The sequence below is a fragment of the Streptomyces sp. NPDC102490 genome (genome assembly GCF_044765285.1).
Lineage (GTDB): Bacteria > Actinomycetota > Actinomycetes > Streptomycetales > Streptomycetaceae > Streptomyces.
The window spans coordinates 473,768-494,026 of sequence record NZ_JBIWJU010000004.1 but is presented as its reverse complement, the minus strand read 5'-3'; the positions used below and the strand labels follow the sequence as shown (position 1 = coordinate 494,026).

General features: G+C 73.3%; 21 protein-coding genes. 11 read left to right on the top strand and 10 right to left on the bottom strand.

The window, feature by feature from the left end:
• The first annotated feature begins 105 nt into the window (after positions 1 to 105).
• Both ACIRGB_RS11510 and ACIRGB_RS11505 read left to right on the top strand, forming a co-directional pair.
• Positions 106 to 1,908, top strand: coding sequence for a thiamine pyrophosphate-requiring protein (locus ACIRGB_RS11510; RefSeq protein ID WP_403861873.1), 1,803 nt, complete (start codon positions 106 to 108; stop codon positions 1,906 to 1,908).
• The gene (locus ACIRGB_RS11505) at positions 1,905 to 2,948 is read left to right on the top strand and encodes an SDR family oxidoreductase (protein WP_403861870.1); all 1,044 of its coding nucleotides are present in this window, start codon (positions 1,905 to 1,907) and stop codon (positions 2,946 to 2,948) included. The genes ACIRGB_RS11510 and ACIRGB_RS11505 overlap by 4 nt, the downstream gene beginning before the upstream one ends.
• Before the next feature lie 15 nt (positions 2,949 to 2,963).
• On the opposite strand, the gene ACIRGB_RS11500 is transcribed toward ACIRGB_RS11505, so the two are convergent.
• Positions 2,964 to 3,767, bottom strand: coding sequence for a ribonuclease BN (locus ACIRGB_RS11500; protein ID WP_403861867.1), 804 nt, complete (start codon positions 3,765 to 3,767; stop codon positions 2,964 to 2,966).
• Between the two features lie 153 nt (positions 3,768 to 3,920).
• Between ACIRGB_RS11500 and ACIRGB_RS11495 the strand changes: the two genes are divergently transcribed.
• On the top strand, positions 3,921 to 5,078 hold the full coding sequence (locus ACIRGB_RS11495; RefSeq protein ID WP_403861864.1) for an enolase C-terminal domain-like protein: 1,158 nt from the start codon (positions 3,921 to 3,923) through the stop codon (positions 5,076 to 5,078).
• 24 nt (positions 5,079 to 5,102) lie between these two features.
• Here ACIRGB_RS11495 and ACIRGB_RS11490 read toward each other — a convergent pair whose 3' ends face one another.
• Both ACIRGB_RS11490 and ACIRGB_RS11485 read right to left on the bottom strand, forming a co-directional pair.
• On the bottom strand, positions 5,103 to 5,507 hold the full coding sequence (locus ACIRGB_RS11490) for a hypothetical protein (protein WP_403861861.1): 405 nt from the start codon (positions 5,505 to 5,507) through the stop codon (positions 5,103 to 5,105).
• Positions 5,508 to 5,579: 72 nt separating this feature from the next.
• Entirely contained in the window at positions 5,580 to 6,272 is a 693-nt protein-coding gene (locus ACIRGB_RS11485; RefSeq protein WP_403861858.1) for a GAF and ANTAR domain-containing protein, read from the bottom strand.
• A 112-nt stretch (positions 6,273 to 6,384) separates the two neighbouring features.
• Between ACIRGB_RS11485 and ACIRGB_RS11480 the strand changes: the two genes are divergently transcribed.
• Together ACIRGB_RS11480 and ACIRGB_RS11475 are read left to right on the top strand one after the other, a co-directional pair.
• Positions 6,385 to 6,873 (top strand): MarR family winged helix-turn-helix transcriptional regulator, encoded by a 489-nt coding sequence (locus ACIRGB_RS11480; RefSeq protein WP_403861855.1) that lies wholly within the window; start codon positions 6,385 to 6,387, stop codon positions 6,871 to 6,873.
• Positions 6,870 to 8,591, top strand: coding sequence for an MFS transporter (locus tag ACIRGB_RS11475; protein WP_403861849.1), 1,722 nt, complete (start codon positions 6,870 to 6,872; stop codon positions 8,589 to 8,591). Before ACIRGB_RS11480 ends, ACIRGB_RS11475 begins: the two co-directional genes overlap by 4 nt.
• A 31-nt stretch (positions 8,592 to 8,622) precedes the next feature.
• On the opposite strand, the gene ACIRGB_RS11470 is transcribed toward ACIRGB_RS11475, so the two are convergent.
• Positions 8,623 to 9,522: an oxidoreductase gene (locus tag ACIRGB_RS11470; RefSeq protein ID WP_403861846.1), complete on the bottom strand. Its 900-nt coding sequence runs from the start codon at positions 9,520 to 9,522 to the stop codon at positions 8,623 to 8,625.
• A 116-nt stretch (positions 9,523 to 9,638) separates the two neighbouring features.
• Here ACIRGB_RS11470 and ACIRGB_RS11465 point away from each other — a divergent pair, with 116 nt between their 5' ends.
• Positions 9,639 to 10,499: a helix-turn-helix domain-containing protein gene (locus ACIRGB_RS11465; RefSeq protein WP_403861843.1), complete on the top strand. Its 861-nt coding sequence runs from the start codon at positions 9,639 to 9,641 to the stop codon at positions 10,497 to 10,499.
• On the opposite strand, the gene ACIRGB_RS11460 is transcribed toward ACIRGB_RS11465, so the two are convergent.
• On the bottom strand, positions 10,500 to 10,943 hold the full coding sequence (locus ACIRGB_RS11460; RefSeq protein WP_403861840.1) for a hypothetical protein: 444 nt from the start codon (positions 10,941 to 10,943) through the stop codon (positions 10,500 to 10,502).
• Positions 10,944 to 11,092: 149 nt separating this feature from the next.
• Here ACIRGB_RS11460 and nsrR point away from each other — a divergent pair, with 149 nt between their 5' ends.
• Both nsrR and ACIRGB_RS11450 read left to right on the top strand, forming a co-directional pair.
• Complete coding sequence (gene nsrR / locus ACIRGB_RS11455; protein ID WP_403861837.1) at positions 11,093 to 11,539, top strand: nitric oxide-sensing transcriptional repressor NsrR; 447 nt, start codon at positions 11,093 to 11,095, stop codon at positions 11,537 to 11,539.
• Between the two features lie 72 nt (positions 11,540 to 11,611).
• Positions 11,612 to 12,856, top strand: coding sequence for a globin domain-containing protein (locus ACIRGB_RS11450; protein ID WP_403861834.1), 1,245 nt, complete (start codon positions 11,612 to 11,614; stop codon positions 12,854 to 12,856).
• Here ACIRGB_RS11450 and ACIRGB_RS11445 read toward each other — a convergent pair.
• On the bottom strand, positions 12,853 to 13,203 hold the full coding sequence (locus ACIRGB_RS11445) for a hypothetical protein (protein ID WP_403861831.1): 351 nt from the start codon (positions 13,201 to 13,203) through the stop codon (positions 12,853 to 12,855). The two genes, ACIRGB_RS11450 and ACIRGB_RS11445, sit on opposite strands and share 4 nt — an antisense overlap.
• A 207-nt stretch (positions 13,204 to 13,410) precedes the next feature.
• Here ACIRGB_RS11445 and ACIRGB_RS11440 point away from each other — a divergent pair, with 207 nt between their 5' ends.
• Positions 13,411 to 14,097: an adenosylcobinamide amidohydrolase gene (locus ACIRGB_RS11440; RefSeq protein ID WP_403861828.1), complete on the top strand. Its 687-nt coding sequence runs from the start codon at positions 13,411 to 13,413 to the stop codon at positions 14,095 to 14,097.
• A 33-nt stretch (positions 14,098 to 14,130) separates the two neighbouring features.
• On the opposite strand, the gene ACIRGB_RS11435 is transcribed toward ACIRGB_RS11440, so the two are convergent.
• Both ACIRGB_RS11435 and snpA read right to left on the bottom strand, forming a co-directional pair.
• The gene (locus tag ACIRGB_RS11435; protein WP_403861824.1) at positions 14,131 to 14,391 is read right to left on the bottom strand and encodes a hypothetical protein; all 261 of its coding nucleotides are present in this window, start codon (positions 14,389 to 14,391) and stop codon (positions 14,131 to 14,133) included.
• A gap of 134 nt (positions 14,392 to 14,525) precedes the next feature.
• Positions 14,526 to 15,209, bottom strand: coding sequence for a snapalysin (snpA, locus tag ACIRGB_RS11430; protein WP_403861821.1), 684 nt, complete (start codon positions 15,207 to 15,209; stop codon positions 14,526 to 14,528).
• Positions 15,210 to 15,423: 214 nt separating this feature from the next.
• On the opposite strand from snpA, the gene ACIRGB_RS11425 reads away from it, so the two are divergent.
• Both ACIRGB_RS11425 and ACIRGB_RS11420 read left to right on the top strand, forming a co-directional pair.
• Entirely contained in the window at positions 15,424 to 16,413 is a 990-nt protein-coding gene (locus ACIRGB_RS11425; RefSeq protein ID WP_403861818.1) for a LysR substrate-binding domain-containing protein, read from the top strand.
• 107 nt (positions 16,414 to 16,520) lie between these two features.
• Entirely contained in the window at positions 16,521 to 17,288 is a 768-nt protein-coding gene (locus ACIRGB_RS11420) for a PepSY domain-containing protein (RefSeq protein ID WP_403861815.1), read from the top strand.
• Between the two features lie 74 nt (positions 17,289 to 17,362).
• Here the strand turns inward: ACIRGB_RS11420 and ACIRGB_RS11415 are convergent, their stop codons facing one another.
• Both ACIRGB_RS11415 and ACIRGB_RS11410 read right to left on the bottom strand, forming a co-directional pair.
• A complete protein-coding gene (locus ACIRGB_RS11415; protein ID WP_403861813.1) occupies positions 17,363 to 18,631 on the bottom strand; it encodes an MFS transporter in 1,269 nt (422 codons plus the stop codon).
• Between the two features lie 89 nt (positions 18,632 to 18,720).
• Positions 18,721 to 20,175 carry a benzaldehyde dehydrogenase gene (locus ACIRGB_RS11410; RefSeq protein WP_403861810.1) on the bottom strand — a complete coding sequence of 485 codons (1,455 nt, stop codon included), beginning with the start codon at positions 20,173 to 20,175 and terminating at the stop codon, positions 18,721 to 18,723.
• Positions 20,176 to 20,259: the final 84 nt, after the last annotated feature.

Below are 20,259 nucleotides of genomic sequence, written 5' to 3'. Positions count from 1 at the left end.
ACCCGGCGCGAGAGGGGCCGAAGGGGGACGGACCGCCGGTTTAGGAGCGCCCGTGCCGGTAACCCCACAAGCCGACCGTCGTCCCCCCACGCCCGGGAGAGCTCCATGACCCTAGTCGCCGACTATGTGCTCCAGCGCCTGTCCGAGTGGGGCGTCCAGCGGGTGTACGGCTATCCCGGTGACGGCATCAACGGTCTGCTCGGCGCGTTCGACCGGGCCGACGGCGACCCGGAGTTCATCCAGGCCCGGCACGAGGAGATGGCCGCGTTCATGGCCTGCGGCCACGCCAAGTTCACCGGCGAGGTGGGCTGTTGCGTCGCCACGTCGGGTCCGGGCGCCGTGCACCTGCTCAACGGCCTCTACGACGCGAAGCTCGACCACCAGCCCGTGGTGGCGGTGGTGGGCCAGCAGAAGCGGCTGTCGCTGGGTACCCACTACCAGCAGGAGATCGCCCTCGACCAGCTCTTCGCGGACGTGTCCGAGTACTGCCAGATGATCGTGCACCCGGGCCAGGCCCGGCACGTCGTCGACCGGGCCTTCAAGACCGCGCTGACCACCCGGGGCGTCGCCACCGTCATCATCCCCAACGACATCCAGGAGGAGGAGGCCCAGCCCTCCCCGCCTAGGGAGCACGGGTCCGTCTTCTCCAGCGTGGGCTGGAGCCAGCCGCGGGTGCTGCCCGACCTCGACGAGCTGCGCAAGGCCGCCGACGTCCTCAACGCCGGGAACAAGGTCGCCATGCTCGTCGGCCAGGGCGCGGCGAAGGCGGAGGCCGAGGTGAAGGAGGTCGCCGAACTGCTCGGCGCCGGCGTCGCCAAGGCCCTGCTCGGTCGCGAGGTCCTGCCCGACGACCTGCCCTACGTCACCGGGCCCATCGGCCTGCTGGGCAGCAAGGCCAGCGACAACATGATGAAGGGCTGCGACACCCTGCTCATGGTCGGCAGCAGCTTCCCGTACTCGGAGTGGCTGCCCGAGGAGGGGCAGGCCCGGGGCGTCGAGATCGACATCGACGGCCGCATGATCGGCATCCGCTATCCCATGGACGCCCACCTCGTCGGCGACTCCAGGGAGACCCTGCGCGCCCTCATCCCGATGCTCCAGCGCAAGGCGGACCGGGGCTGGCGGGAGAAGATCGAGAAGGACGTGCGGGAGTGGCACGACCTGTGCGACCGCTGGGCGGGCGAGCACTTCGAGAAGACCATCAACCCCCAGGCCGTCGCCGCCGAACTCTCGCCGCGGCTGCCGGATGACGTCATCCTGACGGCCGACTCCGGTTCCGGCACCAACTGGTGGGCACGCCACCTCATGCTGCGCGACGGCATGCAGGCCTCGCTCTCCGGCACCCTGGCCACCATGGGCCCGGGCACGCCCTACGCCATCGCGGCGCGGTTCGCCTACCCCGAGCGCCCGGTGATCGCCTTCATCGGGGACGGCGCGTTCCAGATGAACGGCATGAACGAGATGATCACCGTCAAGCGCTACCTGGACCGCCTGTCCGGGTCGGCGCCGCTGATCTTCTGCGTCTTCAACAACCAGGACCTCAACCAGGTCACCTGGGAGCAGCGCGCCATGGCCGGAGACCCCAAGTACCCGGGCTCCCAGGCCATCCCCGACGTCCCCTACGCCGCCTACGCCGAACTCCTCGGCCTCAAGGGCATCGTCTGCACCGACCCCAAGAAGGTCGGCTCCGCCTGGGACGAGGCGCTCGCCGCCGACCGGCCGGTGGTCCTGGAGTTCAAGGTGGACGCGGAGATCGCGCCGATCCCGCCGCACATCATGAAGGACCAGGGCAAGAAGGCCATCAAGGCGGCGCTGCACGACCCGGAGCTGACCGGGATCGCCACCAAGGGCGTACGCCAGAAGCTCACCGAGTACGCCGAGCACCTCCCCGGCCGGGGCAAGAAGTGAGCGGCGCCCGGCACCGGCGGACGAACGGCACCGAGGTCGTGGTCGTCACCGGCGCGACCGGCGGCGTCGGCCGGGCCACCGCCCGGGCCTTCGGCGCCCGCGGGGCCGCGGTGGCCCTGCTCGCCCGGGGCGAGCACGCCCTCGAACGCGCGGCCGAGGAGGTCCACGAGGCCGGGGGACGCGCGCTGCCAATGGTCGTGGACGTCGCCGACGCTCAGGCAGTGGACGCGGCGGCTTCCCGAGTCGAGGAGGAACTCGGCCCGATCGACGTATGGGTGAACGCGGCGTTCTCGACCGTCTTCGCGCCCGTGCCGGAGATCCGGCCCGAGGAGCTGAGACGGGCCACCGAGGTGACCTACTTCGGCTTCGTCCACGGCACCCAGGCCGCGCTGCGGCGCATGACACCGCGTGATCGCGGCACCATCGTCCAGGTGGGCTCGGCCCTGGCCGAGCGCAGCGTTCCGCTCCAGGCCGTCTACTGCGGGGCCAAGCACGCCATCCAGGGTTTCACCGAGTCGCTGCGCTGCGAACTGCTGCACGACCGCAGCGGGGTGCGGGTGACCATGGTGCAGATGCCGGGGCTCAACACGCCCCAGTTCAGCTGGGTCCTCACCCGGCTGCCCCGCCATCCGCGCCCGGTGGCCCCCGTCTACCAGCCCGAGGTGGCCGCCCGGGCGGTGCTGCACGCCGCGGACCACCCCGAGCGGCGCGTGTACTGGGTGGGCGGCTCCACCGTCGCCACGCTGCTGGGCCAGAAGTTCGCCCCGGGTCTCCTCGACCGCTACCTGGCCCGCACCGGCTACGACGGGCAGCAGACGGACCGGCCCGTCGACCCGTCGCGGCCGGCCAACCTGTGGAAGCCGCCGGACGACACCGCCCCCAACGACTACGGCGCGCACGGGATCTTCGACGACGAGGCCCACCCGCGCAGCCTCCAGTTCTGGATCTCCCGCAACCGCCGGCCGCTGGCGCTGGCCACGGCCGCGACCGGGGCGGTGGCCGCGGCACTCGTCGGGGGACTGCGCCGGCGCGGCGGCTGACGGACCGCCCCCGGGTCAGTCCGGTCTGCGGTCGATGTTCCGCGCCCACCAGTGGTGCTCGCAGAACCAGTGCCCGACCATCGCGCCGCCGAAGACGACGAACCCGACCCCGATCAGCCAGGACTCCACCACCAGCACGATGCCGACCGTGCCGTAGCTGAAGGCGTTGTCGAGGATGAGCGGAGTGAAGAAGAGGTACGAGAAGCCGCGCAGGCCGATCAGGCCCACCATCGTGGCGAACGCTCCCGGCAGCAGGTCCCGCCAGCGGACCTGGCCGCCCAGCAGGAAGTGCTGGCCCCACCAGAAGAACAGCATGCCGCTGGCGGTCGACAGTGCGATCCGCGCCGAACCGTGCAGCGCGGTCCGCGTCTGCACCTCCTGGTAGAGGTAGGCGGTCAGCAGGACCACCCAGGTCATCTGGCGCCAGATGCGGTGCCAGGGGCCGGCGGGCAGTTCCCAGATGCGCTCGTAGCCGTTCTGGACGCTCGCCGCGAAGGACACGCCGAACACCCCGAGCAGGATTCCGCCCCATACGCTCGTCGTGCCGACGACCTTGGTCGGCGGGCTGATGATGTCGGTCAGCACCTTGGCCGACCGCCCGGACAGCCCCATGCCGTCGGCCAGCCACGAGGCGAAGCCCCCGCGCCCCAGCGGGTCGGCCGCGGCCACCACGATCAGCAGCGGTGCGAGCGTGACCAGGGCGAGGGTGGCGAAGCCCATGGCCCTGTGCATCAGCTCCAGGTCCCGGCCGCGCCGGACCAGGGCGGACGCGGCCAGCCAGTCCCACGCGCGGTGGAAGGGCCGCCACCACCGGTTCACGGGGGCTCCTCGGGCGTCCTTTCGATGGCTCGCCACGGGGAACTGAGTGACCCGGCCCGCGTCCGGACAAACGTCGGTTGACCCGGACGGCCCGCGCATGGACCGGACGGCGTGGGGAACCGGCCCGGGAACGCGAGGGCGAGGGAGTGCGCGATGACGTCGGTGACCGGCCGGGAGACGGGGGCACTGGACGCGTGCGTGGTCGACGCGGTCGACGTGCACGCCTTCGAGATCCCCACCGACGGGCCGGGCGGGCGCGAGCAGGACGGCACCCTGGAGTGGGACGCCACGACCCTGGTCCTGGTGCGCGTGCACGCCGGGGGCCGCACCGGACTCGGCTACACCTACGGGGACGTCTCGGTGGCGTCCTTCGCGCACTCCGTGCTCGCGCCGGTCGTCGAGGGCGGCCCCGTCTCCTCGCCGCCCGCCCTGTGGGAGCGGATGGGCGCGCGGATGCGCAACGCCGGCCGCCCCGGCGCCGGGGCCATGGCCCTGTCCGCCGTCGACGTGGCGCTGTGGGACCTCAAGGCACGGCTGCTGGATCTTCCGCTGGTCCAGCTCCTGCCGGCGCACCACGACCGGGTGCCCGTCTACGGCAGCGGCGGCTTCACCAACTACCCCCTGGACCGACTCACCGACCAGCTCGCCGACTGGGCCGAGGAGGGCATCGGGCGCGTCAAGCTGAAGACCTCGCGGGACCCGGACGCCGACCCGCGGCGCCTGACCGCCGTACGCCGGGCGGTGGGGGACGGGACGGAACTGTTCACCGACGCCAACGGGGCGCTCGGCCGCAAGGAGGCCCTGTACTGGGCCCACCGGTTCCACGACGAGTGGGACGTGCGCTGGTTCGAGGAACCGGTCGGCTCCGCGGACCTGGAGGGGCTGCGGATGCTGCGCGAGCGGGGCCCGGCCCGGCTGGAGGTCGCCGCGGGGGAGTACGCCTTCACCGCCCAGGACTTCGCCAACCTGACCGAGGGGCCCGCGGTCGACTGCCTCCAGGCCGACGTCACCCGGTGCGGGGGCATCACCGGCGTGCTGGAGGTCGGCGGTGTGTCGGCCGTCCGGCACCTGGACCTGTCCGCGCACTGCGCGCCCGCGGTGTCCGCCCACGCCTTCTGCGCCGTGCGCCGCATGCGGCACCTGGAGTACTTCCACGACCACGTGCGCGTCGAGCGGCTGCTGTTCGACGGCGTCCTGGCGCCCGAGGGCGGGGCGCTGCGCCCCGACACCTCGCGGCCCGGGCTCGGCCTGGACGTCAGGTGGGCCGACGCCGAGCCCTACCGGGTGTACGGGGTCGCACCGCCGCGCTGACGCCGCCCTCGGGGCCCGGCGGCCTCAGGGATCGCTGCGCTCCTGCGCTTCCCGCACGCGCTCGTTGTGCCAGGCGACGGCCGCGCGTATCTGGGGCTCCTGGAGCCCCGTCCGGCAGCCGAGCTGGTCCATGGACAGGGCCGGCGGGCCGGTGGTCAGGGCCCGGGTCAGCTTCGCCGCCCACAGCTCCTCGTCCACGAAGGGCCGGTGCGCGTACCCGTCCTTGATCACGTCGAAGTGGTCGTCCGAGCACGCGGTGATGAGCCGCAGTCCGTCGAACCACTCGTTGGTGGCGTGCACCGAGGAAGAGTCCGGCACGTAGCCCGTCACGGACTCGTCCTCGGGGAAGACCCTGGCGCACAGGTCGCACAGCTCCATGGGGACCGGCTCGGCGGCCCGGCGGTCCTTCCTGCCCTTGCGCTTCCACATGGCGACTCCCGGGGTCGGTGTCCGGAATGCCGGAGTTACCCGCGGGGCGGGAAGCAAACGCCCCTCGCTCGCTCAGGGCAGCCCGCCCTGTTCGCAGACCCGTGCCGCCACGTCCCGGAGCTTGACGTTGTGGTCCTGCGAGTACCGGCGCAGTGCGGCGAAGGCCTGGTCCTCGGTGAGGCGGTGCCTGCCCATGAGGATGCCCATGGCCTCCCCGATGGTGTGCCGGGTGCCGATGGCATCCTGCAACTGCGCGTGGGTACGGGCGCTGGAGAAGGCGACCGACGCGTGGGACGCCAGCAGCCAGCCGGCCGTCTCGTCGGCCTCGGTGAAGGCGCCGGGCCGGTAGGAGTACAGGTTCAGGGCGCCGAGGTCCTCGTCCTCGGTGAACAGCAGGAAGCCCATCATGCTGCCGAGGTTCAGCTTGCGCGCTTCCGGGACGTACTTGGGCCAGCGCACCGCCTCGTCGGCGAAGTCGACGATCCGGAACCGGCGCTCCCCCGTGGAGGTGCGGGCGGCGTCGAAACACGGCCCCTCTCCGACCCGCCCCTGCAGGTCGTCGCTGTCGATCACCACCTGTTCCGTGGGGGCCAGCGACTGCACCTTGCCGCCGCGCAGGATGAGGATGCCGGCGGCGTCGCAGTCCGCCACCAGTTCGGTGGCCGAGGCGGTGATCCGCCGCAGGGTGTCGTTCACCGAATCCTGGGCCAGCAGATCGCGTGCGAGCGACGCCATCTGCTCCGCGAACCTGCGCCAGTCGTCCATGCCGTTTCCTCCCTCGTTCCTCTGACGATTGCCCCGGGGACGGGCGGACGCAACGGGGGAGGCCGCCGTGAACCATCTTGTTTCACGCTACATCTAAATGCATCATGCACTTATGGATGTGCCGAAGGAGGGCCCGGGACCGAGCGGTCCGCCCCGGGACGCACCGGACCCGGACGACCTGATCATCGCCGTGGAGCACATGATCCGGTACGTGCGGCAGAGCGCCCGCACCGGCGGCCTGAGCACCGCCGCCTCCTCGACGCTGGCCAGGCTGAGCCGCGAGGGCCCCCGGCGGCTGACCGAGCTGGCCAGGGCCGAGGGCGTCTCCCAGCCGAACATGACCCAGCTCGTCACGCGTCTGGAGCGCGCGGGCCTGGCCCGGCGCACCGCCGACGCGAGCGACGGCCGCGTCGTGCTCGTGGCCGTGACGGCCGCGGGCGCCGAGGTCCTGGCCGCGCGGCGTGCCGAGCGTGCCCACGCCCTGCGGCAGCTCATGGAGGACATGACCGGGCCGGAGCGGGAAGCCACCACCACCGCGCTCCTGGCCCTGGCCCGGGTCATCCGCAACCGTCCGTCCACCCCGGAGGAAGACCGCGCATGAGTGCACCCCGTGGAAAGGCCGCCAGTCCCTTCCGGCAGCCCAAGGCCGTCTGGGCCGTGGCCTTCGCCTGCGTCATCTCGTTCATGGGCATCGGCCTGGTCGACCCGATCCTGCCGGCCCTCGCCGAGAGCCTCGACGCCACGCCCAGTCAGGTCTCCCTGCTGTTCAGCAGCTACCTGATCGTCACCGCCGTCGCCATGCTCTTTGTCGGCTGGGTCTCCAGCCGCATCGGCGCCAAGCGCACCCTGGTCACCGGCCTCGCCGTCATCGTCGTCTTCGCCGCCCTGGCCGGCGCCGCCGGCTCCATCAACGGCATCGTCGGTTTCCGGGCCGGCTGGGGACTGGGCAACGCCCTGTTCATCGCCACCTCCCTCGCGGTCATCGTGGCCTCCGCCAGCGGCGGCTTCAGCGGCGCGATCATCCTCTACGAGACCGCCCTGGGCCTCGGCATCGCCGTCGGCCCCCTGCTCGGCGGCGAGCTGGGCGGCATCAGCTGGCGCGGCCCGTTCTTCGGCGTCGCGGCCCTGATGGCCGTCGCCCTGATCGCCACCCTCGCCTTCGTCCCCGACCTGCCGAGGCCCGAGCGGGTCACCTCACCGCTCGCCCCGCTCAAGGCCCTGCGCCATCGCGGCCTGCTCACCATGGGCATCATGGCCCTGCTGTACAACTGGGGCTTCTTCACCATGCTCGGCTACGCCCCGTACCCGATGGAACTGGACGCCCACGAACTCGGCCTGGTCTTCACCGCCTGGGGTCTGCTGGTCGCCGCCTTCAGCGTCTTCTTCGCGCCCCGCCTCCAGGCCCGCTACGGCACCGCGCCCGTCCTCTACGCCAACCTGCTCGGCCTCGGCGTCGTCATGGCCGTCATAGCCGCGGGCGTCACCGACCCCACCACCGTGATCGTCGCGGTCATCGTCAGCGGCGCCTTCATCGGCATCAACAACACCCTCACCACCCAGGCCGTCATGCTGGTCTCGCCGGTCGAGCGTCCGGTGGCCTCCTCCGCGTACGGCTTCCTGCGCTTCATCGGCGGCGGTCTGGCCCCCTACGTCGCCGGGAAGCTCGCCGACGCCACCGACCTGAGCGTCCCCTTCTACCTCGGAGCCGCCACCTTCCTCCTCGCCGTCCCCATCCTGGCCGGCGGACACCGGCTGCTCCGCCAGGCCGAGGCGGACACCGGCGAAGGCGAACCCGTGACCCCGACGCTGACGCCCGTCGGCGCCCCGGCCCCGACCGACGCGCCGCCGGTGGTCGTGGCCGTCGGCGCCCATCACGAGGCGGCCGCCGTCGTGGACGCCGCGGCCCGTCTCGCCCGCGACACCGGGAGCCCGCTGGAGGTCGTGCACGTCCGGCAGACCGCCGTCGTCGAGGAACAGGCCGCCGAGACCGAGACCGAAGCGGAGGCGAAGGCCGCCGTCACCGCCCACCTCGACCGGCTGGGCGGCCTCGGCGTGGCCGCCACCGGCCAGGTCCTCACCGGCGTCGGCGACCACGCCGCCGCGGGCCGCGCCCTGGCCCGGCACGCCGCCGAGGCCGGGGCCCGCGCGGTCGCGGTCGGCCGCTCACCGCGCGGCCCGCTGGCCCAGTTCGCCGAGGGCAGCTTCACCAGCGCCCTCACCCACGCCGCCACCTGCACCGTCGTCCTCGTCGACCCCGACGCGGAGCCCCGGCCCCTGACCGCGGCGTCCCTCTCCCGGCTGCGCTCCGAGGCACGGTGAGCGGCCTCGGGGCGCGGTGAGGCGTCGCGGCTCAGGACGCCTGCTCCAGGTCGGTGCTCCTGGTGAGGGCCTCGTTGGCGTCGATCTCCTGCCGCAGCCGCTCCAGGCGGGCGCGGGCACCGGCGAGCGCGTCCGAGCCGAGCAGGAGCCGCAGCGGCGGCGCCGCGGAGTCCACGACGGCGGCGATCGCGGCGGCGGCGCGGACGGGGTCGCCGGGCTGGCGGCCGGAGACCGCCAGGGTGGTGGCCCGGCGCCGGCCCGCGGTCTGCTCGTAGTCCTCGAGCCGCGTCGGTGACTGCCGCATCGACGTCCCGGCCCACTGGGTCCGCAGACCGCCGGGCTCGACGATGGTCACCGCGATGCCGAGGGGCGCGACTTCCGCGGCCAGCGACTCGGACAGCCCCTCGAGCGCGAACTTGGTCGCGTGGTAGTGGCCGGTCGCCGCGAAGGCCGCGAGACCGCCGAAGGACGAGATGTTCACGATCCGCCCCGAGCGGCGGGCCCGCATGCCGGGCAGGACGGCCTTCAGGACGGTGACCACGCCGTGCACGTTGGTGTCGTAGAGGGCGCGCACCGCGGGGTCCTCACCCTCCTCGACAGCGGCGAGGTAGCCGTATCCGGCGTTGTTGACCAAGACGTCGATGCGCCCGAACTCCTTCTCGGCCGCCTCGACGGCGGCGGCCACCGACTCGGGGTCGGTGACGTCCAGACGGAGGGCGAGGGCGCGGTCCCCGTGGGCTTCCGCGAGGCCGGCCACGCTCGCCGTGTCGCGGGCGGTGACGGCGACCCGGTCGCCGCGCTCCAGGGCGTGCCGGGCGAGGGCGCGGCCCAGGCCGCCCGACGTCCCGGTGATGAACCACACCGGTGTCCCCCCGGGCGCGTCGGAGGTGCGGGTCGGGTCGTCGTTCGGTGCGGTGGTTCGCTGTGTCATGCCTCCCATTGCAGCCGGACCCGCGGCAGTCGTGCCACACCTCCTCGAGGGTGGCCCCCGGAGGGCCTGCCTACGGCGTCCTCGCAGGTGGCCGGGCGCGGGGTAGAGTCGGCCCGATGGCCCGTGACGACCACACCGACGCCAATCCGGTCGGTTCCTTCCTGCGCAGCCGCCGGGAGCGGATCGATCCCGCCTCCGCGGGCGTCGTCGACAACACGCGGCGGCGGGTCAAGGGCCTGCGCCGCGAGGAGTTGGCGCTGCTCGCCGGGGTGAGCCCCTCCTACTACGCCCGTATCGAGCAGGGCCGCGACCGGCACCCCTCCCGCGAGATCCTCCAGGCCCTGGCCGACGTGCTGCGCCTGGACGACACCGAGCGGGCCTACCTGTGGTCCCTGGTCGCGCCGTCCCTCGCCCCCGCGGACGCCCGGGCAGATGCCCCGGCCGACACGGTCCGGGCGGGGGTGCGGGTCCTGCTGGAGCGCTGGAGCGACCTGCCCGCCTTCGTCGTCGGGCCACGCCGTGACGTCCTGGCCGCCACCGCCCTGGCCCCCCGCGTCAACCCGGCGTGGAGCCCGGGGCACAACCTCGTCGAGTTCACCTTCCTGGACCCGCGGGCCCGGCAGGTGTACCCGGACTGGGAGGAGATCGGCCTCCAGGCGGTCGCGGGCCTGCGCACCACCGCGGCGGCCCGGCCCGCGGACGTCGCCGCCTTCGTGGCGAGTCTGCGTGAGCGCAGCGAGAGGTTCCGGGCCCTGTGGGACTCCCACGACGTCTACGACCGCGTGACGGGCCGCAAGCGTCTCGCGGTCGACGGCGTCGGGACCCTCTCCCTCGACTTCGAGACCTTCGCCCTCGCCGGTCCCGAAGGGCACGTGCTGTACGTGTACTTCCCGCACCCCGGCAGCGAGGACGACACCGCGCTGCGGGCCCTCGCGCGCGAGGTGGACGCCGGCCCGCCGACGTCGCCCGCGCCCTGATCAGGGGCCGTCGCCGCCGGGGGAGGGCCGCAGCCGGTCGGCGGCCTCCGGCGGCTGGACGCGCATGCCGGCACGCCGGCGGTGCACGGTCAGGTACGTCACCCCGTCCGGGCCTGCGAGCACGGACCGGGCCGAGCCGTGCGGCAGCCAGGTCAGGACGCCCGCGCGCAGGGGGTGTTCGCCGTCGGCGGCGCCGAGGCGGGCCGCGCCGTCGAGGACGAGGAGCAGGACGTCGAGGTCGGGCTCGGTGTGGACCTCCACCCGTCCCTCGGCGGGGAGGCGGACGACGTTGGCGTCGAGCTGCCGTCCCGGTTCCGCCAGCTTCCACAGCGCGCCGGACGGAGCGCCGCCGCCCAGGGACACGAGCTCCGCCGTGTCGCACAGCACCCGGGGGAGGGGAGAGTCCGCCGCCGTACCGGCGGAGCCGCTGTCGTCCACTGTCATCAGATGCCGCCGATCCGTGTGCCCAACCGTGCCCGCACGCCGCCCTCTTGGGCGGTATGCCCCGGGCGCGGCCGTCCAGTGACGCACCCCACAGGGCCCGTACCCCGGGTAAAGGCGAATCTAGCATGCGTATTTGATAGCTTCCCGGTGTGCGGCTGACGAAGTTCACCGACCTGGCGCTGCGTTCCGTCATGCGCCTGGCGGTCGTGAGAGACGGTGACGAACCGATGGCCACCCGAGAGGTGGCCGAGGTCGTCGGTGTGCCGTACACCCACGCGGCGAAGGCCATCACCCGTCTGCAACACCTGGGGGTGGTGGAGGCGCGGCGCGGTCGCGGCGGCGGGCTGACCCTGACCGGCCTGGGGCGGCGCGCCTCGGTGGGCTGGCTGGTGCGCGAACTGGAGGGCGACGCCGAGGTGGTCGACTGCGAGGGTGACCATCCCTGCCCGCTGCGCGGGGCCTGCCGGCTGCGCGGGGCGCTCCGCGACGCCCAGGAGGCGTTCTACGCCGCGCTCGACCCGCTCACCGTGACCGACCTGGTGGCCTCACCGACCGGCCCGGTCCTGCTCGGCCTGACGGACCGCCCCTCGGGATGACCGGGGGTGGTCCCGAAGGGTGCCTGGCCGTGCAGTAAAACACGCATCTCATCTACCGATTAAGGAGTCGCTGTGCTCTCCGAACAGTCCGTTCCGGTGGTACGCGCCACCCTTCCCGCGGTCGGTGCGGCCATCGGTGACATCGCCGACCTGTTCTACCGCAGGCTCTTCGACGCCCACCCCGACCTGCTGCGGGACCTGTTCAACCGCGGGAACCAGGCCAACGGCGAGCAGCAGCGGGCCCTGGCGGGCTCCGTGGCCGCGTTCGCCGGCCTGCTGCTGGAGAACCCGGACGAGCGCGCCGACGTGCTGCTCTCGCGCATCTCGCACAAGCACGCCTCGATCGGCATCACCTCCGACCAGTACACGATCGTCCACCGGCATCTCATGGCCGCCGTCGCCGAGGTGCTCGGCGACGCCGTCACCCCCGAGGTGGCCCGGGCCTGGGACGAGGTCTACTGGCTGATGGCCCACGCGCTCATCGCCCTGGAGACGCGGCTCTACGCGCTGAAGGGCGTCGCGGACGGAGACGTCTGGCGCCCCATGGAGATCGTCGACCGGGTCGAGGAGAGCGCCGACGCGGTCTCCCTCGTACTGGGGCCGGCCGACGACCGTCCCGTCGCACCCTTCCGGCCGGGCCAGTACGTCAGCGTCCAGGTCGAACTGCCCGACGGCGCCCGGCAGATCCGCCAGTACAGCCTGTCCGCCGCCCCCGGCCGCTCCGCCTGGCGCGTCACCGTCAAGCGTGTCCGGGGCGAAGGACAGCCGGACGGCGAGGTCTCCTCCTGGCTGCACGCCAACGCCCGCAAGGGCGACGTGCTCAGCGTGTCGCTGCCGGCCGGCGACCTGGCCCTGGCGGAGCACGACGGCCCGCTGCTGCTGGCCTCCGCCGGCATCGGCGTCACGCCGATCCTCTCCATGCTCGGCCACCTGGCCGCCGCCGGCGCCACCCGCCCGGTGACCGTCGTGCACGCCGACCGCACCCCCGACGACCACGCCCACCGGCAGGAGCAGCTCGACCTGGTGCGCGCGCTGCCCGACGCCCGGCTCCACCTGTGGTACGAGGAGCCCGGCGACCAGGCCCCCGAGGCGTCCACCGGCCGCGCCGACCTCACCGGCCTCGACCTGCCCGAGGGCCTCACCGCCTACCTGTGCGGACCGGTGCCGTTCATGCGCGCGGTCCGCGGCGACCTGCTGCGCCGCGGGGTGCCCGCCGAGGCCATCCACTACGAGGTCTTCGGCCCCGACCTCTGGCTCGGACGGCAGGAGCGGCGGCCGGGCCCGACGGCCGCCGCGGAACTCCCTGACGGGCGTTAGGCCGCCGCGGTGAACGCGGTGCTGATCGCGGTGTCGACCCGGGCGTGTATCACCAGGCGGGGGCCCGAGGTGTCGGCGTTGTCCGCCAGCAGCCGCCGGATCGGCGCGCTGTGCGTCACCACGGACATCAGGACCCCGAGCCGCCCGCACCACTGGTGTGCCCGGAGCACCGCGCTGACCGCGGCGGGGCCGCTCGCCCGGTCGGTCAGGACGATGACGACGGGGGTCGGCTGATGGGCGTCGACCAGGTTGGTGATGTGCGTGGTCAGCGCGGCCCGCCCGTCGATTCCCGGGTCCTGGTCCACCGTGATGACCAGGACCCCGTGCTCCAGGGTGTGGGACAGCATCGCGGCCTCCGATCCGTCGCCTGGCGGCGAAGTTGTGTTCAGTGAAGGTGCCCGGACCCGGCTCCGCAATGCGCCCTGCGACGGACCGGTCGCGCGGCCGCCGGGACACCGGCACCGAGTACGCTCGCCCGGACCGCCTCCGACCTCGTACGATCGTCGCCCGGTCCGCCTCCGACCGCCGTCGATCACCGCTGGGAGCCCCGACCCGTGCCCGCCCTCCTGCCGCCGTCCCGCACCGGGGCCGCCCGACTGCTGGACCCGCGCCACCTGACCCGGGTGGAGGACGGCGAACGACTGCACTCCCTGCTCTGGAACCCGGGGCCGGGCTGGCGGATGGCCAGCAGCGCGGTGCTGGGCGGCGGGATCGCCGAGCGCGCCTGGGTGCTCAACGCCCAGGTCGCCCACGGCTACCGGCGCACCGACCCCGCCCGGCACCTGGCCCAGCTGGCCCGTGCCGCCGGTGCCCGCGGGCCGGGCGTGGGCCTGATGACCGCCGCCGACGTGTCCGCCCACGGCCGGGCCCGGGACGGCGGGGCCGAGGCCCTGGCGACCGCCGGCATCTCGGTACGCGGCTGGGCGGCCGCGCCGGAGGAGTGCGCCACCGGGGCCGCGCTGCCGGGAACCGTCAACATCGTCGTCGCGCTGCCCGTCGCACTGAGCGACGCCGCCCTGGTCAACGCGGTGATGACGGCGACCGAGGCCAAGGTCCAGGCACTGCTCGACGCCGGTCTCGACTGCTCCGGCACCCCCACCGACGCGGTGTGCGTCGCCGCCAGGTCCCCGCGCGACGGCGCCGACGTGCACGCCTTCGCGGGCCCCCGGTCCGAGTGGGGCGCCCGGCTCGCCCGGGCCGTCCACCGGGCCGTGGTCGCCGCCCTGCCCGCGCCCTCCTGACGCCCGGACCCGTGTCGCCCGGAGCCGCTTCCGCTACAGCGAGGTCCTGCGCCGGACCGCCGCCGCCCGCAGGCCCAGCGCCACGGCGAGCAGCACCCAGGCCACGGCGCAGTACACCCACGCCGTCGCGCCGCGCGCGAGATCGACGGCGCTCCACACGGCCCACAGCGCGAGCACCACGCACAAGGCCGTCCAGGCGATGTCGGCGACGCGACCGCGCAACTGCGCGCGCTGCCTCGTGCCCGGCTCCAGATCGCCGAGACCGTCGTCGACAGGTGCCTTCCGTTCGTCCACGTCCGACTCCTTCGGGATGTCACTGCAAAGTGAACAGCGACTACCCCGAGGGAGGTTGGGCAAGCGGAGCGGAAGCGAGTGCGTGCGTGGGGGCGGCCCGGCCGGGCCGCCCCCACGCTGGTCCACCGCCGGCGTCAGCGCTGCGAGGTCTTCTCCAGCGCCTTGTCGAGGGCGGCCTGGAAGCCGTACGCCCACAGCTGGTTCACCCGGCTGCGCTCGTTGGAGTTCGGGTAGGGGTTGGTGCAGGACGGGCCGGGGCCGCCGCCGGACATCAGCTCGCTGCACGGGCCGGAGTAGTGGTCGGGCAGGCCGAGCACGTGCCCGGTCTCGTGGGCGGTCACGCGGGTCGAGTCGTACTGCTGGTTCTGCCGGTAGTCGAGGAAGATGTACCCGCTGCCGTGCCCGTCCGTGGAGGCGTACGAGCCGCGCGAGTCGTTGCCCTCGTAGTACGCGAAGTCCGCGCCCGAACTCGACTCCGCGAGCCGCACGTTGGACACCGAGCTGTTCCAGATCTGGGCCGAGCGGGATATCTGCGAGCGGAAGCTCGGCGCGTTGGTGGCGCTGTAGTAGACCGTGACGGCCGCGGCGGCCGACGGGTTGGCGGCGCGCTTCTCGGCGACGGACTTGACGACCGCCTCGAAGAACGCACGGTTGGCGGCCGCGTCCTCGCCCGAGCCGGCCGAGGGCTGGTAGCCGAGCTGGGCGGCCCGGACCGGCTCCTGGGGCGCCGCGGCCGTCGCGGCGGGGCCGGTGCCGAGCACGGCCGCCGTCAGGCCGAGACCGACCGCGGTGGACAGCAGGGGCAGGCTGATACGCATCGATGACTCCTTGAGTGGGGGAGTGAGGAGAAGTCGTCATCGGCGAGTGTGGGGCGCCCGTGAGCCCGCTGTGATGATGGCAACAGGTGATAGGGCCGGGCTATCACCACCGTCCGGCCACTCGTTGCGGCTTTGACCAGAGTGCAGAACTCGCCCTGTTCCGCCGCGTTTTGTTCACCTGGCGCAACCTACTGTTCCGCTTTACGCTCCCTGCATGGAGCTCGAGGTGAGGCACCTACGCGCACTGTGCGCCATCGCCGACGCCGGCAGCCTGCACCGGGCGGCACGCCAACTGGGCGTGGCGCAGCCCACGTTGAGCACCCAACTGACCCGCATCGAACAGGCCCTGGGCGGCCCCCTGTTCACCCGGGAGCGCACCGGCTGCCGCCCCACCCCGCTCGGGCGGACGGTGCTCGGCCGGGCCCGGCCGCTGCTGGCCGACATGAGCACACTGGTCCGCGAGGCCCGCGCCGCGGCGGCCGGCGGCGACAGCAGGCTGCGGATCGGCTCCACGGCCAGCCGCGCCCTGGCCGGCTGGCTGCGCCGGCTCAGACGGCCGGGCCTGGAGCCCACCCTGCAAATGGACGTCTCCGCCAACGCGCTGCTGCGCCGGGTCACCGAAGGGCAGCTCGACGTCGCCTTCGTGCACGAGGTCGAGGGCAGTGCGCTGCACATCCCCGAGGGACTGCGGCTGCGGGTCCTGGTCGAGCGCGAACCGCAGTTCGTGATGCTGCCCGCCGACCACCCCGCGGCCGCCCGGCCCGTCGTGCGGCTCGCCGACCTCGCCGACGACCGGTGGATGGTCGACCCCACCGTCGACGGCGAATGGGACGGCGTGCACCGCATGCTGCGCGCCGTCGGCCTCAACCCCCGGGTGCTGCACGGCGACTACCACACCGCCGCCTCCCTGGTCGCCACCGGCGAGGTCGTCACGGTCTGCCAGCCCAGCTCCCAGTCCCGCCCCGACATGGCGGTACGGCGCCTGTACGGCGACCCCCTCGGTGTGCGCCTGCTGCTGGCCGCCCGCACCCGGGCGGAGCTGGACGCCGTCTTCCCGGCGCTGGAGGACGCGTACTGGGAGGTCGCCCGCCAGTCCACCGCGTACCGGGAGTGGCTGGAAGGGGGCGGGGTCCGGACGCTGCCCCGGTGCCCGGCGACCACCGCCACGGGCACCGGCCGGGTGGAGTTCGTACGGGCCCGCTGAAGGCTCCGTACGCCCCGCTCCCCGCAGGATCGCCCCAACCCGGCCAATAGGGTGATTTTCATACCGGACCGGTGTGTCCACGTGACCGAGCGGTTACGGACAGCATCATGAGCTCTGCACGACGACTTCCCCCCTTGCGTTCGCTGGCCGTCACGGGCGCCCTGGGCGCCTCCGCCCTGCTGCTGACGGCCTGCACGAACGCCGATACGAACCGTTCCAGCGTCGCGGAGGCGGCTCAGACCGAATCCCCCTCCGCGTCCGCCACCGATACCGCGTCCGCGTCCCCCTCCGGCTCCCCGTCGGCCTCGATGAACGAGGACCGGACCGAGCGCAAGGACCTCGTCTCGGCGACGAAGGTCACCTGGGACAAGGCCGCCGCCACCGCCGTCAAGGAGGTCCCCGAGGGCAAGCTCGTGGACCTCGAACTCAAGCGCGTGGAGGCCGACGCCACCGCGTCGCCGACCGGATCGCCGACCGGCTCGGCGAGCCCGAGCATGCCGAACCCCGCGCCCAGTGCGGGCGCCCCGGAGTGGGAGGCCAAGGTCGCCCAGTCCGACGGCACCCTGCACCGCATCGACATCGACGCGGTGAACGGCAAGGTCTTCCGCACCATGGCCGACCCGGACCAGGACCCCGACGACAAGACCCAGATCACCGAGTGGCTGGACAAGGCCAAGCAGACGCCGGAGCAGGCGGTCAAGGCGGCCACCGCCAAGGCCAAGGGCACCGTCACCCACGTCGAACTCGACGACAACGACGACCAGCAGGTCGTCTGGGGCGTCGACGTGGTGAACAAGGACAACTGGAACAAGACCACCGTCGAGGTCGACGCGGCCAGCGGCAAGGTGCTGGGCCAGAAGGTCGACAAGGACTGAGTCACCCTTCCGGACACCGACGGGAGCAGCGGGCCGCGCGGTCCACTGCTCCCGTTCCGCATGCCGTCAGGGCGTCACCCGGCCGGTGCCGCGGGTGCCACGGGCGCCGCGGCCTCGGCCGGCTCCCCACCACCGCGCGGCAGCGTCGACACGGCCAGGAAGCCGAGGACCGCCACCGCGGCGAAGAAGTAGAAGCCCCACGGGTGGCCGACCCCCGACGCGACCAGCGCGCCGGTGATCGACGGGCCGACGATCGACCCGATCCGGCCGATCCCGGACGCCGAGCCGAGCGCGGTGCCCCGCACGGACGCCGGGTAGAAGTGCGTCACGTAGGCGTACACGAGCACCATGGCCGAGAAGACGAACACGCCGGTGAAGAAGACCACGACGTTGAGCAGCAGGTCGCTCTCCATCCTGATGCTCAGACACCCCAGCATGAGCACCGAGACCGCGAACCAGACCATGGTGGTGCCCTTGATGCCCCGCCGGTCGGCCACGAACCCGCCGAGGACCAGACCGACGACACCGCCGATGTTGAGCACGAGGAGCTGGGTGACCGCCGTCGGCACGGGGTAGCCCGCGTCGTTCATCAGCTTCGGCAGCCAGGTGTTGAGGCCGTAGACCAGCAGCAGGCCCATGAACGAGGCGACCCAGATGCCGATGCCCGCGCGCAGGTACGCCGGCTTGAGCAGCTCGCTGAACGGCACGCGGTGTGCCCCGTCCTCCTTGGCCCGCACGAAGGCCGCCGACTCCGGCAGCTTGAACCACTGGATCGCGGCGATCACCAGGCCGACGACACCGAGCAGGTAGAAGAGGATCTCCCAGTCGTCCGTCACCTGAAGGGCCAGCAGCGAGGTGATCACTGCACCGGTGTGGTAACCGGTCATCGTCAGGGTGCTGGCCCGCGCCCGGCGGCTGGCCGGCATGTGCTCGGCCATCATCGTGAGCGAGACCGGCATGCACGCGCCCAGGCCCAGACCGGCGAGGAGGCGCAGCGCGGCGAACATCGCGACGGAGTTCGCCAGCGGCACCACGAGGGTGAGGACCGAGAAGAGCACGACCGAGCCGATGAGCAGACGGCGCCGGCCCAGCCGGTCGGCCAGCGGACCGACGCAGACCGCGCCGATGGCGACGCCCACCAGCGAGAGCGTCGCGATGGTGGTCGCGTCGCCCGCGGTCATGCCGAGGTGGTGGGTCTTGAGCAGGGTGGGGATGATGGCGCCGAGGACGACGAGGTCGTAGCCCTCCAGCAGGACGGTGATCCAGCACAGGATCACCGTCCACGTGCCGCCGGCGGCGCGGCCGCTCCGCGCGGGCGTGCCGGACGTGGTGGTGGAAGCCATGATGATTCTCCCCCCGGGGACGGGTGTGAGTGGGCGGAGCCGGACCGGCCGGGGCGGCCGGGTGGGGCCGGTACGGGGGACCGGAGGGATCAGAACGGGTAGTCGGCGATGTCCGGGCGGACCGTGAGCCACTGGGTCTCGGTGAACGCCTCGACGTTGGCCGCGGCGCCGCCGAACCGGGAGCCGGTGCCGGACGCCTTGACCCCGCCGAAGGGGGCGTTGGGCTCGTCGCTGACCGTCTGCTCGTTGATGTGCACCTTGCCGGAGTCGATCCGGTCGGCGAGCTTCATCGCCGTACCCACGTCGCCGAGGATGCCGACGGACAGCCCGTACTCGCAGTCGTTGACGATCCGCGCGGCCTCCTCCGTCGTGGAGAAGGAGATGACGGGAGCGACGGGGCCGAAGATCTCCTCGCGCCAGGCCGGCATGTCCGTCGTCAGACCGGTCAGCACGGTGGCGCGGTAGCCGGCGCCGTCGATCTCGCCGCCGGCGGCGACCTTGGCCCCCGCCGCGACGCTGTCGGTGACGATGCCGTGCACCCGCTCCAGCTGCCGGCGGTCGATGAGCGGACCCAGCGCCACGTCCTCACGGGCCGGGTCGCCCACCGGCAGCGCCTCCGCCTTCGCGGCGAGCGCGGCGGTGTACTCCTCGACCAGCGACTCGTGCACGATGTGCCGCCCGGTCGTCATGCAGATCTGCCCCTGGTGCAGATACGAACCGAACGCGCCCGCCGAGGCGGCCTTCGCCACGTCCGCGCCGGGCAGTACGACCAGCGCGTTGTTGCCGCCCAGCTCCAGGTGCGCCCGCTTCAGCAGCCGCCCGGCCTGCTCGCCGATGGCCCGCCCGACCGGAGTGGAACCGGTGAAGGAGATCACCCGGACCTCGGGCGCCTCCACCACGGCCCGGCCGACCGACCCGTCGCCCGGCAGCAGGTGCAGGACACCGGCCGGAAGACCCGCCTCCTCGAAGATCCGGGCGATGACGACACCGCCGCTCACCGCGGTGCGCGGGTCCGGCTTCAGCAGCACCGCGTTGCCGAGCGCCAGCGCGGGGGCCACCGAACGCAGGCCGAGGATGAGCGGGAAGTTGAAGGGGGCGATCACGCTGACGACACCGGCGGGGCGGCGCCGGGCGAGCGACCAGCGGGCGTCCTCCGAGGTGAGCACCTCGCCCTGGGGGTGCGTCGGCAGCCCGGCGCACTCGAAGCACTCGCCGATCGCGAGCCCCGCCTCGAAGCCCGCCTTGGACCGCACCGAGCCGGCCTCGCGCACCAGCCAGTCCTCGATCTCGGCGGCGTGCTCGGTGAACAGCTCCCCGGCGCGCCGCAGTACGGCGGCCCGCCGCTGCGGCGAGGTGGCCGCCCACGCACGCTGGGCCTCGGCGGCCCGGGCGGCGGCGCGGTTCACGTCCTCGGCCGTGGCCAGGCCCACCGTGCCGAGCCGGTCACCGGTGGCGGGCTCGGTCACCGGCTGCCCGGTGGGGGAGTCCTGCCAGCCGTCGCTGTGGAACTTCCCGCCCCAGACGGCGCTGTCCAGGAGTGTCATCGTCTTCCCTCTCGTCGGGGTCTTCGGTCGGGGTCTTCGGTCTTCCGCGGCCGGGGGGCTTCGGCCCGGGTCGTGGTCGAGTCG

Coding starts and splice junctions, on each gene's coding strand:
- ACIRGB_RS11485 (WP_403861858.1), bottom strand. CDS start 6,272: ATGGACGACTGGCGCAGGTTCGCGGAGCAGATGGCGTCGCTCGCACGC.
- snpA (WP_403861821.1), bottom strand. CDS start 15,209: ATGCGTATCAGCCTGCCCCTGCTGTCCACCGCGGTCGGTCTCGGCCTG.
- ACIRGB_RS11480 (WP_403861855.1), top strand. CDS start 6,385: ATGGATGTGCCGAAGGAGGGCCCGGGACCGAGCGGTCCGCCCCGGGAC.
- ACIRGB_RS11460 (WP_403861840.1), bottom strand. CDS start 10,943: ATGACAGTGGACGACAGCGGCTCCGCCGGTACGGCGGCGGACTCTCCC.
- ACIRGB_RS11470 (WP_403861846.1), bottom strand. CDS start 9,522: ATGACACAGCGAACCACCGCACCGAACGACGACCCGACCCGCACCTCC.
- ACIRGB_RS11510 (WP_403861873.1), top strand. CDS start 106: ATGACCCTAGTCGCCGACTATGTGCTCCAGCGCCTGTCCGAGTGGGGC.
- ACIRGB_RS11465 (WP_403861843.1), top strand. CDS start 9,639: ATGGCCCGTGACGACCACACCGACGCCAATCCGGTCGGTTCCTTCCTG.
- ACIRGB_RS11475 (WP_403861849.1), top strand. CDS start 6,870: ATGAGTGCACCCCGTGGAAAGGCCGCCAGTCCCTTCCGGCAGCCCAAG.
- ACIRGB_RS11490 (WP_403861861.1), bottom strand. CDS start 5,507: ATGTGGAAGCGCAAGGGCAGGAAGGACCGCCGGGCCGCCGAGCCGGTC.
- ACIRGB_RS11415 (WP_403861813.1), bottom strand. CDS start 18,631: ATGGCTTCCACCACCACGTCCGGCACGCCCGCGCGGAGCGGCCGCGCC.
- ACIRGB_RS11420 (WP_403861815.1), top strand. CDS start 16,521: ATGAGCTCTGCACGACGACTTCCCCCCTTGCGTTCGCTGGCCGTCACG.
- ACIRGB_RS11495 (WP_403861864.1), top strand. CDS start 3,921: ATGACGTCGGTGACCGGCCGGGAGACGGGGGCACTGGACGCGTGCGTG.
- ACIRGB_RS11410 (WP_403861810.1), bottom strand. CDS start 20,175: ATGACACTCCTGGACAGCGCCGTCTGGGGCGGGAAGTTCCACAGCGAC.
- ACIRGB_RS11425 (WP_403861818.1), top strand. CDS start 15,424: ATGGAGCTCGAGGTGAGGCACCTACGCGCACTGTGCGCCATCGCCGAC.
- ACIRGB_RS11445 (WP_403861831.1), bottom strand. CDS start 13,203: ATGCTGTCCCACACCCTGGAGCACGGGGTCCTGGTCATCACGGTGGAC.